At 68.8% G+C, this 12,273-nt stretch carries 10 protein-coding genes; 4 read left to right on the top strand and 6 right to left on the bottom strand.

All coding sequences use genetic code 11. The features are described 5' to 3' along the window. Positions 1–117: 117 nt before the first annotated feature. Positions 118–1,893, bottom strand: coding sequence for a long-chain-acyl-CoA synthetase FadD6 (fadD6, locus tag A5747_RS21025; protein ID WP_233148097.1), 1,776 nt, complete (start codon positions 1,891–1,893; stop codon positions 118–120). 47 nt (positions 1,894–1,940) lie between these two features. Continuing rightward, complete coding sequence (locus tag A5747_RS21020) at positions 1,941–2,504, bottom strand: TIGR00730 family Rossman fold protein (RefSeq protein WP_076127926.1); 564 nt, start codon at positions 2,502–2,504, stop codon at positions 1,941–1,943. 59 nt (positions 2,505–2,563) lie between these two features. Here A5747_RS21020 and A5747_RS21015 point away from each other — a divergent pair, with 59 nt between their 5' ends. Next, positions 2,564–4,696 carry an ATP-binding protein gene (locus A5747_RS21015; RefSeq protein ID WP_076127876.1) on the top strand — a complete coding sequence of 711 codons (2,133 nt, stop codon included), beginning with the start codon at positions 2,564–2,566 and terminating at the stop codon, positions 4,694–4,696. Between the two features lie 13 nt (positions 4,697–4,709). Here A5747_RS21015 and dapE read toward each other — a convergent pair whose 3' ends face one another. After that, the gene (gene dapE, locus A5747_RS21010) at positions 4,710–5,786 is read right to left on the bottom strand and encodes a succinyl-diaminopimelate desuccinylase (RefSeq protein WP_076127874.1); all 1,077 of its coding nucleotides are present in this window, start codon (positions 5,784–5,786) and stop codon (positions 4,710–4,712) included. Positions 5,787–5,830: 44 nt separating this feature from the next. Here dapE and dapD point away from each other — a divergent pair, with 44 nt between their 5' ends. Continuing rightward, on the top strand, positions 5,831–6,784 hold the full coding sequence (dapD, locus tag A5747_RS21005) for a 2,3,4,5-tetrahydropyridine-2,6-dicarboxylate N-succinyltransferase (protein ID WP_142245664.1): 954 nt from the start codon (positions 5,831–5,833) through the stop codon (positions 6,782–6,784). Here dapD and A5747_RS21000 read toward each other — a convergent pair. Continuing rightward, positions 6,781–8,067, bottom strand: a complete 1,287-nt coding sequence (locus A5747_RS21000; RefSeq protein WP_076127924.1) for an MFS transporter — start codon at positions 8,065–8,067, stop codon at positions 6,781–6,783. The two genes, dapD and A5747_RS21000, sit on opposite strands and share 4 nt — an antisense overlap. 143 nt (positions 8,068–8,210) lie before the next feature. Continuing rightward, a complete protein-coding gene (locus A5747_RS20995; protein WP_076127872.1) occupies positions 8,211–9,626 on the bottom strand; it encodes an acyl-CoA synthetase in 1,416 nt (471 codons plus the stop codon). Between the two features lie 161 nt (positions 9,627–9,787). Here A5747_RS20995 and A5747_RS20990 point away from each other — a divergent pair, with 161 nt between their 5' ends. Together A5747_RS20990 and A5747_RS20985 are read left to right on the top strand one after the other, a co-directional pair. Continuing rightward, entirely contained in the window at positions 9,788–10,087 is a 300-nt protein-coding gene (locus A5747_RS20990; protein ID WP_083700574.1) for a helix-turn-helix domain-containing protein, read from the top strand. Further along, complete coding sequence (locus tag A5747_RS20985; protein ID WP_076127870.1) at positions 10,084–11,322, top strand: type II toxin-antitoxin system HipA family toxin; 1,239 nt, start codon at positions 10,084–10,086, stop codon at positions 11,320–11,322. Before A5747_RS20990 ends, A5747_RS20985 begins: the two co-directional genes overlap by 4 nt. Before the next feature lie 22 nt (positions 11,323–11,344). Here A5747_RS20985 and A5747_RS20980 read toward each other — a convergent pair whose 3' ends face one another. Next, on the bottom strand, positions 11,345–12,253 hold the full coding sequence (locus A5747_RS20980; RefSeq protein WP_076114951.1) for an alpha/beta fold hydrolase: 909 nt from the start codon (positions 12,251–12,253) through the stop codon (positions 11,345–11,347). Positions 12,254–12,273 lie beyond the last annotated feature (20 nt).

The following is a 12,273-nucleotide window of genomic DNA, read 5'->3' as shown; positions in this document are numbered from 1 at the left end:
ATCTTTCCCTCCCCACGTACCTGGTGCCTGGCCTTGCTCGCGAGCGTGCGGCCCGCCCCACACACCACCCCCACGGCGCGGCGGGCCGCACGTTCGGGCGTAAAACCGAGCGGAGCCTTACGGTCGCTTACCCGCCGCGACTTCGTCGGGATATTCGTCGTAGAAGGGCACGTAGCCCTCGTCGCGGCCGGCCAAGACGAACAGCGGGTCGTCCACGTCGGGGCCGTAGGCCTGCTCACGCAGCTCGACCTTGCGGCTCTTGAACGTCGTGGTCTGCTCCAGGGCCGAAACCACTCGCACGAACAGCGGCAGGGCATAGCCGGGCAGCTGGCCGTAGACGGCACCGGCCAGCGATTTGCCGTCGAACTCGGCGCCGTCGCGCAGCTTGACCGCCGCCATTCCGGCGCGCCCGCCGGTGCGGGGAATCTCGACGCCGAAGACCGTGCAGTCCTCGACGGACCCATCCGACGTCAGCGCCGCTTCCACCTGCGTGGTGGCGACGTTCTCGCCCTTCCAGCGGAAGGTGTCGCCGAGCCGGTCCACGAACGCGGCGTGCCGCATGCCCTGCGGGCTCATCACGTCGCCCGAGTTGAACCAGCAGTCGCCCTCACGAAAAGCGTTGCGCACCAACTTCTTTTCGCTCGACGCTTGGTCGGTGTAGCCGTCGAAGGGTTGCAGCCGGTTGACCGGGCTGATCAGCAGGCCGGGCTCACCGGCCGGCACCCGGCGCACCCGTCCGTTCTCGTCGCGCAACGGGGTGCCCGTGTCGGGGTCGTACTCCACATAGGCCAGCTGCGTCGGCGAAATGCCCGTCGTCCGAGGCACATTGAAGATGTTGATGAACGCGGTGTTGCCCTCGCTGGACGCGTAGAACTCACACACCCGCGCGATGCCGAACCGGTCGGTGAACTCGTCCCAGATCTCCGGCCGCAGTCCGTTGCCGGCGATCAGGCGCACCTGGTGCGCCCGGTCGGTGGGCTTGGGCGGCTGGTTGAGCAGATAGCGGCAGATCTCGCCGATGTAGATGAACGCCGTGGCCCGGCTGGCGATCACCTCGTCCCAAAACCGCGACGCCGAAAACGACTTGCCCAGCGCCAGCGTCGCGCCCGAGTTGATCACCGACGACACCGCGACCGTCAGCGCGTTGTTGTGATACAGCGGCAGGCAGCTGTAAAGCGTGTCGGAGCTCTTCAGCCGCAACCCGAGCCCGCCGAACGCGGCCAGCGCAGCCAGCCAGCGGCGGTGCGTCATCACGCTGGCCTTGGGGAATCCGGTGGTGCCCGACGTGAAAATGTAGAACGCGGTGTCCTTGGCCAGCACCGCGGAGGCCGATGCCGGGTTGGTGGCCGGCGCGCTCACCGCGAATCGCTCCACGTCTTCGATGGTCATCGTCTCGGTGCCGGCCGTGGTGTCGCAGTCGGTGACGACGCTGACCAGGTCCGTCTCCGCGATCAACACCTTGGCGTCCAGCAGGCCCAGGCTGTGCGCCAGCACCTCACCACGCTGGTGGTAGTTGAGCATCCCGGCGATCGCGCCACACTTGACCGTCGCCAGCATCGTCAACACGGCGTTGGGCGAGTTGCGCAGCATGATGGCGACGACGTCGCCGTGGCCGACGCCGCGGGCGGCCAGCACGGCCGCGTACCGGTTGGCGGCCGCGTTGGCGTCGCGGTACGTCAGTTCCTGGTCGCCGAATCTCAGGAAGACCCGGTCACCGTAGCGAGCGGCCCGATCCTGGAATACCGTCCCGATCGACTTCTTGGAGTTCGGGAACGCCAGCAGCCCGGTGCGCACACCCCGCACGATCGATGGCAGATCGGCCAGCACGCGCGGCGCCCGAACCGCGATATCGGCCAGCCCAACCGCCGCGCGCGCTCCCCCGTCGTTCGACACGTGAACCCTCGATTCCCCTCGGCGCCGTCCCATTCAGCCCGCCGACCTCACGTGGGGGCGCACGCCTCTATTGCGGCACCCACCTTATCGACCAGTACCAGACGGTCCATCGCGACCTGCGAGATGTACCCGCTGTCCAGCAATCCGTTCAACCAGATCCACAAGCCCTCGTAGTGGCCCCACGCGTCGAGCATCACCACGGGTTTGCGGTGCATGCCGAGGTAGCCGGTCGTCCACGCCTCGAAGAACTCGTCGAGGGTGCCGATACCGCCCGGCAGCACGATGAACGCGTCGGCGCGGTCCTCCATGATCTGCTTGCGCTCGCGCATGGTCTCGCTGACGATCAGCTCGTCGGCTTCCGTATCGGCCAGCTCTCTGCTCATCAAGTGTTGGGGGATCACCCCGACGGTTCGGCCGCCGCGCGCCCGCGCCGCGCTCGATACCGCACCCATCGCCGAGACGTGGCCGCCGCCCCACACCAGGGTCCAGCCGCGGTCGGCTATCGCCTCGCCGAGTTCGGTGGCCAGCTCGAGCAATTCGGGATCCGTCGGGACGGACGCGCAGTACACGCACACCGACCACTCGCTCGATGAATCGCGCTCCGCCGGCATAACCGAAAGGTAGACCACGCCCGGTGCGGCGCGCACATCGCGCGCACTAAAATCCGGCGGTGCCGATTCGATGGAATGTCCCCCAGCACGCGGGCGGCCTGGAACGGCTCGACGCCGCGCTGGGCGACGGGGCGCGGGCCGGTGCGGTGGTGCTGGGACCGGACGGCTGCGGCAAATCCACGTTGGCCCGATTGGCCGCCGAACAGTTCGCCGGCCGGCACCCGGGCACCATCACCCGCTGGGTCACCGGCACGCCGACGGAGCGGGCGGTGCCCTTCGGCGCCTTCAGCCACCTGGTGGATATCGACGAGATCGGCAAGCCGGCCGCGCTGTTGCGGGCGGCGCGGGCATCGCTGGGCCGTGACGACCCGCAGGGCGAGCTGCTGCTCATCGTCGACGATGCCCACCACCTCGACATCCTGTCGGCCACGTTGGTGTACCAATTGGCGCTGGCCCACACCGCCCGCCTGATCGTCACCGCCCAAGATTCTGGGGCCGCACCCGAGGCCATCGCGGCGCTGTGGACCGACGCCCTGCTGGATCGGATCGACATCGAGGCGCCCGGCGGGGCCACCACAGCGGGCGAGGTCGACGTGTTCCTCTCCGAGCTCCCCGCGCCGGCACGCGCGGTGCTGGACTACCTGGCGGTCGCCGAGCCGTTGTCACTCGCCGATCTCACGGTCCTCGCCGGCGACGGCGCGGTCAGCGAGGCGGTCGAATGGGGCGCGGCGGAAACCCGGGTGCGCGACGAGCGCGCGGACGACCCGGTGGTCTACACGGCGCACCCGTTGTTCGCCGAACGCGCGCGTGCGGCGCTCGGTGGCGAGGGCGCGCGACGGCGGCGCACCGAGCTGGTCACGCGGCTGTCGGAGCATCCGTCGGATCGCCTCGTCGATCGGCTGCGGCTGGCGTCCCTGGCGCTGGACAGCGACGCCCCGCAGCGCGTCGCCGAGGTCGCCGCCGCCGCGCGGCAGGCGCTGCGCCTGGGCGATCTCGCGCTGGGCGAACGGCTGGCCCGGTCGGCGCTGGAGCGCTCCGGCGGCCTGGCCGCGCGGCTGGCACTGGCGCACGCCCTGGCGTGGCAGGGACGTGGCCGCGAGGCCGACGCGTTACTGGACGCCGTCGACTCCACCGCGTTGACCGAAGCCGCGCTCATGGATTGGGCGCTGCTGCGGGCGGCCAACCAGTTCTGGATGCTCAGCGAGCCGGAGCGGGCCACCGCGTTCCTGCGGACCACCCGCAATCGGGTCGCGGAGCCGGGCCCGCGCACCACCCTCGACGCACTGAGCGCGACGTTCGCGATGAATGCGGGCAACGTCGGGCACGCCGTCAAGGTCGCGCGGGAGGTGCTGGCCTCACCGGCGGCCGATGACCAGGCGGTGGCGTGGGCGGCCAGCGCCGCCGCGCTGTGTGCGGCGCGCCAGGGCCGCTTCGACGACGTCGAGCCGCTGGCCCAACGCGCCCTGGCCGCCGAGCATCCAGGTTTGCTGCGCTTCACGATCGGGCTGGGCCAGAGCAGTGCGCTGCTGATGGCGGGTCAACTCGACGCGGCGCGAAAGCTCGCGCAACAGTTCACCGACTTCGCCGAGCTGCAGCAGCCCGGCCGCGCCATCGGCGAGGTGCTGCTGGCGCACGTGCTGATCGCCGGCGGCGAATTCGCCCGAGCCGCAGCGCTTCTCGGACCGGCGGCCGCCACCCTGGAACGCACCGGCTACTCGTGGGGACCGCTGTCGCTGACGCTGCTGGCCACCGCCCTGGCGCAAGAGGGAGACACCGCCGCCGCGGCAAAGGCGTTGAGCAGAGCCGAATCTCGGCACGGAACCAAGTCGGCGTTGTTCACGCCGGAACTCGGTGTGGCGCGGGCGTGGCGGCTGGCCTCGGTGCGCGATTCGCATGGCGCGGTCGCCGCCGCCCGCGACGCCGCTCGGATGGCCGAACGCGGCGGTCAGTCGGCGGTGGCGCTGCGTGCGTGGTACGAGGCCGTCCGGCTCGGCGACGCCCGGGCCGCGGACCCCCTGGCCCGGCTGAGCGGCGAGATCGACTGCGTCGTAGGCCGAATCGCGCTGGCCCATGCGCGGGCGCTGGCGACACGCGATGGCGCGGCGCTGCGCGCGGTGTCGCATGAGCTGGACGCCGCGGGGATGCGCGCGGCAGCGGCCGATGCCGCCACGCAGGCACAGCGGTGCGGCTGATTGCGCCCGGGGGTCAACCACCCAAGTAGGGCCGCAGCATCGCGGCGGCTGCGGTGATCGCGGCGACCTGCACCCGTTCGTCGCGCCGGTGTGCCAGGTTCGGGTCACCCGGCCCGAAATTCACCGCCGGGATGCCGCGCGCGGCGAACCGGGACACGTCCGTCCACCCGTATTTCGCCCTGACCTGCCCGCCGGCGGCTTCGACCAGAGCCTTGGCGGCGGGTTGTGACAGGCCCGGTAGCGCACCCGCGGCGGCGTCGGTCTGCTCGATGCGCACGTCGAGCCCGTCGAACACGTCGCGCACGTGTTGCAGCGCCGCGTCCAGCGAACGGTCGGGGGCGAAGCGGTAGTTGACGGTCACCGCGGCCGCGTCGGGAATCACGTTGCCGGCCACGCCGCCGTCGACCCGCACCGCCGACAGGCCCTCGCGGTAGGTGCAACCGTCGATGTCGACCGTGCGCGCGCTGTAGCGGGCCAGCCGGTCCAGCACGGCGCCGAGTTTGTGAATTGCGTTGTCGCCCAACCACGAACGCGCCGAATGCGCGCGGGTTCCGGTCGCGCTGATCACCACGCGCAGCGTGCCCTGACAGCCGGCTTCGATGTAGCCCGCGGTCGGCTCGCCCAGGATGGCCACGTCGGCGGATAACCAGTCCGGGAGTTCCCGCTCGATGCGACCCAAACCGTTTGCGGCCGCATCGATTTCCTCGCAGTCGTAGAACACCAGGGTCAGGTCGTGCACGGGTTCCGCGATGGTGGCGGCCAGATGAAGGAAGACCGCGTCGCCGGACTTCATGTCCGCGGTGCCGCACCCGTGCAGCACGTCGCCTTCCGGTTCGATCGAGCGTCGGCTGGGCACGTTGTCGGCCACGGGGACCGTGTCCAGATGCCCGGCCAGCAGCACCCGCGACGGCCTATTGCGCTGGGTGCGCGCCAACACCGCGTTGCCGTTGCGAACGATCTCGAAGCCGGACGTCTGGGCGCGCAGCGCGGCCTCCACCTCGTCGGCGATGCGCGCTTCGTCCCGGGACTCGCTAGGGATGTCGACCAGCGCCGCGGTCAGCTCGATCGGATCGCCATGCAAGTCCAGCACGCCACCAAGGGTAGTGGTTCGGCGCGCGATGCCGGGCAAGTAGCGTGGCGAGCGTGACTGGAGCTGCAGGCATTGGATTGGCGACCCTCGCCTCCGACGGATCGATTCTCGACACCTGGTTTCCCGCACCGGAACTGACCGAACCGGGCACCAGCGGCACGTCGCGGCTGGCGCTCTCCGACGTTCCCCCGGAGCTGGCGGCGCTGATCGGCCGCGACGACGACCGCATCACCGAAACCATCGCGGTGCGCACGGTCATCGGCTCCCTCGACGATGCCCCCGCCGACGCATACGACGCCTACCTGCGGCTACATCTGCTGTCACACCGGCTGGTGGCGCCGCACGGGCTGAACGCCGGCGGCTTGTTCGGGGTATTGACGAATGTGGTGTGGACCAATCACGGCCCGTGCGCGATCGAGGGATTCGAGGCGGTGCGGGCGCGGTTGCGCCGCAAGGGGCAGGTGACGGTCTACGGCGTCGACAAGTTCCCCCGCATGGTCGACTACGTCATGCCCACCGGCGTGCGCATCGCCGACGCCGACCGGGTGCGGCTCGGCGCCCATCTGGCGCCGGGCACGACGGTGATGCACGAGGGCTTCGTGAACTACAACGCCGGCACCCTGGGGGCGTCGATGGTCGAGGGCCGCATCTCGGCCGGCGTGGTGGTGGGCGACGGGTCCGACATCGGCGGCGGGGCGTCGATCATGGGAACGTTGTCCGGCGGTGGAACGCAAGTGATTTCGATAGGCAAGCGGTGCCTGCTCGGCGCCAACGCGGGCCTGGGCATCTCGCTGGGCGACGACTGCGTCGTCGAGGCCGGCCTGTATGTCACCGCGGGCACCAAGGTCGCCACGCCGGACGGCAAGGCGGTCAGGGCCCGAGAACTCTCCGGCGCCAATAACGTGTTGTTCCGGCGCAATTCGCTCACCGGGGCGGTCGAAGTGGTGGCCCGCGACGGTCAGGGCATCGCGCTCAACGAGGACCTGCACGCAAACTAGCGGCCGGACAGCTCTTCGAAGCGGGACCCGAGCGTCGTGCCGCTGGTCTCCGGCAGCAGGTAGGTGCAGACCAGGCCGATCGATGTCAGCACGGCCAGCATGGCGCCAATCGCCCAGCTGCCGTACGCCGCGAACAGCGTCCCGGCGAGCAGGGGCGGCAGGGCCCCGCCGATGACTCCGGCGAGGTTGAGGGCCAGCGCCGATCCGCTGTAGCGGTATCGCGTGGCGAACAGCTCCGGAATGAAGGCGGCGGTGGGCCCGGAGCCGATCGCACCACCGACGGCCATGCCGACGATGGCGACCACATACATCGCCGGATTGCGGGTGTTCAGCAACGGCATCACCACGAACGCCCACGGCAAGAGCAGCGACCAGCCCAGCAGCATCAGGCGGCGGCGCCCGACCAGGTCGGAGAGGGCGGCCGAAGCCGCGACCGTCGCGATGCTGACGAGCCCGGTCAGCGCGCCCACCGACCAGATGAAGCCGCGGGTGTACCCGAGGTGCGAATTGGCGTAGATGAGGAGATACGTGTGACCCAGGTAGCCGAACCCGAATCCGCCCAGCAGGCTGCCGCCGGCCAGCAGGATCTCGCGGCGCTGCAGGCGCCACAGCTCCCCGAGCGGCGCCTTGGGGACCCGGTCGCGGGCCTTCTCCTCGGCGAACACCGGGGTCTCGTCGATGTTGAGCCGCACGTAGAGCGCTATCCCGATCAGCCCCGCGCTGAACAGGAAAGGCAGCCGCCATCCCCACTGCATGAACGCGGCGCTCTTTTCCCCGATGCTGAAGTTGACGCCCAAAAAGGTCAGGCTGGCGAGCACGGAGGCGGTGCCCGCGCCGAGCAGGGTGAACATGCCGTAGCGGCCCCGCTTGCCGGCGGGCGCGTACTCGGCGCTCAGCAGCGCCGACCCCGCCCATTCGCCGCCGACGGCAAACCCTTGCAAGAGCCGCAACACGATCAGGATCAGGGGGGCGGCCGCACCGATGGCGGCCGTGCTCGGCACCAGCCCGACGCTGACGGTCGACACGGCCATGATCAGCAGCGTTGCGACCAGCGTCTTCTTGCGGCCCAGCCGATCACCGAAGTACCCGAAGACGACCGCGCCCAGCGGCCGGGACAGGAACGCCGTCGCAAACGTCGCCATCGAGGCGACGATCCCCAGCGTCGAACCGAGTCGCGGGAAGAACACCGTCGGGAACACCAGCGCCGCGGCGGTGCCGTAGATAAGGAAGTCGTAGTACTCGATCGCCGAGCCGACGAGACACGCCGCCGCCACCCGCCTCATCGGTGTCGACGCGCGCCCGGCCGCAATCGTCGGCAGTTCCGTCACGCCTACGACGGTAGGTGAAGGCTCGCGGTCGCGCCCGCTAGAAAACCTGGCAACATCCTGCGTGTCGTGGGTCCGGGCACCTTCGGGCGGCCAGCAACTCAGCCCTCGGCCAGCAACTGCTTCTTGAGGACCTTGCCCATCGCGTTGCGCGGCAGCGCATCCACGATGCGCACCTCGCGCGGCCGCTTGTGTACGGACAACTCGCCGGCGACATGACTGATCAGGTCGTCGGCTTTCAGCTCGGAGGAGGCGACGACGAACGCGACGATCCGTTGGCCCAGGTCCTCGTCGGGCAGCCCGACGACGGCCGCCTCCTGCACGCCCGGATGCCCGAGCAACGACGTTTCGATCTCCCCCGCGCCGACGCGGTATCCGCCCGACTTGATCAGGTCGACGGACTCGCGGCCGACGATGCGGTGCATGCCGGCGTCGTCGACGACGGCGACGTCGCCGGTGCGATACCACCCGTCGGGCTCGAAGGCCCCGGCGGTGGCCTCCGGCCGATTCAGGTAGCCGTCGAACATCATCGGGCCCCGAACCTGAAGCTTCCCAACGGTTTCCGCGTCCTGTGGCACCGGGCCGCCATCGTCGTCGAGCAGCCGGGTCTCCACACCGGCGAGCGGTAGCCCCACCCAGCCCGCTCGCCGTTCGCCGTCCGCGCGCGTCGAAACCGTGATCAGCGATTCCGAGGCGCCGTAACGCTCGATGGGCCGGTGCCCGGTGAGACGTGCCAGCCGGTCGAATACCGGCACCGGCAGCGCGGCGCTCCCGGAGACCAGCAGCCGCGCCGGCCGTAGCGCCTCGGCGGCCGTCTCGTCCGCCACCACCCGGGACCACACGGTGGGGACCCCGAAAAACAGCGTGCCGCCGGCTTCGACACGGGCCTGCGCATACCCCGCCGGTGTCGGTCTTCCGGTGTGCACGAAGCGATTTCCGATCCGCAGCGACCCGAGCAGGCCCAGCACCAGCCCGTGCACGTGAAACAGCGGCAACCCGTGCACCAACACGTCGTCGGCGCTCCACTGCCAGGCCTGGGCCAGCGCATCCAGGTCGGCGGCGATCGCTCGCCGGCTCAGCACCACCCCCTTGGGCGCCCCCGTGGTGCCCGAGGTGTAGATGACCATCGCGGTGGACTCCGGCGCCGGCTCGGGATAGCGGTGCCAGGACCGGGCGTGTAGCCGAACGGGGATGTGCGGCAAGCCTTCTGGGTCGTCCGGCTCGGGCCCGAGCCACGCCTGCGCGCCAGAGTCGGTGAGCATGTGCCGCCGTTCGGCCGCGCCGACATCCGACGGCACCGGGACGAACGGCACGCCGGCGATCAGACACCCGGTGATCGCCAGCACCGTCGACGCGGTCGGGGTGGCCAGCACGGCAACGCGGTCCGCGCCGGCGACGCGCTCGGCCACCGAGGTCGCCGCACCGACCAAGCCGCTGCGGCTCAGCGCGGTGCCGTCGATACTCACCGCGTCGGGAATGTCCGTGGTGACAGCGGAGTCCAGCGAGGCCAGCAGCACGTCAGCAGGTTACTCGGGCGCCGTAATTGTTGCGAAGTTAACGCCTGAAAAAGCAGGCATTATGTCTTGACAAGGTCGATCGGCGACGTCAGTATTGTCCTATGCATGGAAAATCATGCGCAATCCATCACGACGGGACTTGATTGCCGGAAAAGGTCTTTATGCCTGAAAAATTGCGCATTGTGCGCAGCAAGAGGGGCCCTCGCAGGACTAGCCCCGTCCCACGCTCCTCTCTGCCTGAAATAGCACGCATAGGGCAGGGCTTTGCGGCCAGGCGGGTTCAACTGGGGCTTACTCAACAACTGTTGGCCGACCTCTCAGGAGTCTCCAGATACAGCGTCCAGGCACTCGAATACGGCACCGGATCGGTAAAACTCGCATCGCTTGTCGAAATCGCCGAGGTACTTGGGCTTCGGCTAGAAATCGCCGTCGCTGCCAGCGCCGACCACTCTCTGACGTGATCCGACCATCCGACCTTCGAGAGGTCACAGAAGCCGACGTCTACCTCGACGACAAGATCGTGGCCAACCTAGCCCGCGTGCCAGGCGACAAGATCCAGTTCAACTACCACGACTTGGGGCCAGGGCCCCCCCATCCAGCACCTCTGACTATCCGCACCCGTTCCGTGTCGTGGTCCCTCCCGGTGGATGCGGGGTACCCCCTGACAACTACCGGCGGCGCGGTTCCGTCATTCTTTGCCGGATTGCTCCCCGAAGGCGTCCGACTAGGCGTGGTGACATCATCGACGAAAACCTCGGTGGATGACCATTTCACCCTTCTTCTTGCGATCGGCGTCGACACCATCGGAAATGTTCGCGTTCTGCCGGCCGGTGCCACTCCGCCAGAACACGAGCCCATGTTCGTCCCCATGCGAGACACTGACTTTCGGGAAGTTTTCAAACGCCTCACGGGTTCCGTCGACGCCGATCCGGTCGGACTTTCGGGAGTTCAACCCAAAGTCAGCGCTGCCATGTGGTCGACACCCGCAAGGACGACTACGGGGCCCGCCATCCTCAAGCTAAACCCGCCGACGGGATTCCCCCGGCTGGTCGAAAACGAACACTTCTTCATGCAAATGGCGGCCGATTGCGGATTGCCCGCAGCCAGAACAGAATTGATCCACGACGCTCACGGGCGAAGCGCATTGCTGGTCGACCGATTCGATCGCCAGGGTGATGTCCGGATCGCTCAGGAGGATGCCTGCCAAGTCGCCGACGTGTATCCGGCCGCGAAGTACCGTATCCACGCTCAAACGGCGATCGCTTCTTTGGCCGACGCCTGCGCGCGTGGCGGAGGTTCGCGGGCTGCGGCCGCCCTCGAGCTGCTGCGGATCGTGCTGTTCTCCTGGCTAATCGGCAATGGCGATCTGCACGGCAAGAATCTTTCGATCTATTGCCCGGGCGGCTTCTGGCGGCCGACACCCGCATATGACTTGCTCACAACTCAGCCCTACAGCGGATGGCGCGACCCAATGGCATTGCCACTCTATGGGCGGGCAAATCGCTTGAACCGCAACCACTTCATCGAAGCCGCTTCCCGTCTTGGTCTGCGCAAACGGGCACCCGCCAACATGATCGACGACCTCGTCGACGCAGCAACGCGGTGGCCAGACCGCTGCAGCGAGATCGGGTTCGACGAGCGTCCAACCGAATTGTTGTCTGACATGCTGCGGGCACGCATCGCAACCTTGATGTAGACGACACATCCACGCGCGACGGTCAGGCCTGCTCGTCCCAGATCTTCATCAGCGTGGACAGGATTTCCTCACCGCGGCCCAACCCGGCCAGATGGCTTTCGCCGGGCAGCACGAACAGCTCGGCGTCGGGCAGCATGGACACGACGTGCTCGCCGTGGGCAAACGGGACGATGTGGTCGCTGTCACCATGCCACCAGCGGACCGGGACTTTGACCTCACTGAGCCGGAAACCCCAGTCCCGCGTGAACAGGATGACGTCGTTGAACGGGGCCGCCAGTTGCTTACGGCTGCCGTTGAGCAGGTCGTCGAGGAACATCGCTTTGAATTCGGGCCGGGTGAGCAGGCGCCGGTCGGCTTCGGGCGATATCGCGGCATACAGATACAGCGCGGGATTCGCGACCGGACGGATCATCCGGATCACCAGGCTCGCGCCGATCCGCAGCGGGTCACCCCCCACCCGCAGCAGCGGCGCCACCCGCTTACCGAGGTTCATCAGACCGCTGGTGATCCCCTCGTCGCCGAGGAACGGCGCGACGCCGCCGAGCACGCCGGCCGCGACCACGCGATCCGACAGCACGGCGGCGGACGCGAGCGCGTAGGGGCCGCCGCCGGACAGGCCGATGACCGCCATCTTGTCGATGCCCAGCGTGTCCGCGATCGTCCGCAGGTCATCACCGAACGCCCGGATGTTCGCGTACCGATGGGGCGTCGACGAACCGATGCCCGGCCGGTCGATGCCGATCAGGCGGATGTTGTGTTCCTCGGCGTAGACCCGGGCCTCGATCGGGATCTGCCGGCGGGCGCCGGGAGTCCCGTGGAACCAGAAGACCGCGCGACCCCAGGGGGCACCGAACTCGGCGAAACCGATTTGGCGGTCCTCTCCGACCGCGATGTTGCCTTCGAGCTTAGGGCGGGCAATCGCGATAACCATGCCCAGCAGCTTTGCATGCG

Source organism: Mycobacterium sp. IS-836 (assembly GCF_001954275.1).
In the GTDB taxonomy this organism is placed as follows: Bacteria; Actinomycetota; Actinomycetes; order Mycobacteriales; family Mycobacteriaceae; genus Mycobacterium.
The sequence above is the reverse complement of the archived record's forward strand: the minus strand, read 5'-3'. Positions and strand labels throughout refer to the sequence as shown.

Bases quoted from the DNA above. Each gene is read 5' to 3' on its own strand.
- A5747_RS21020 (WP_076127926.1), bottom strand. From the start codon at position 2,504: ATGCCGGCGGAGCGCGATTCATCGAGCGAGTGGTCGGTGTGCGTGTAC.
- A5747_RS21000 (WP_076127924.1), bottom strand. From the start codon at position 8,067: ATGAGGCGGGTGGCGGCGGCGTGTCTCGTCGGCTCGGCGATCGAGTAC.
- A5747_RS20990 (WP_083700574.1), top strand. From the start codon at position 9,788: ATGCCTGAAAAATTGCGCATTGTGCGCAGCAAGAGGGGCCCTCGCAGG.
- A5747_RS20980 (WP_076114951.1), bottom strand. From the start codon at position 12,253: ATGGTTATCGCGATTGCCCGCCCTAAGCTCGAAGGCAACATCGCGGTC.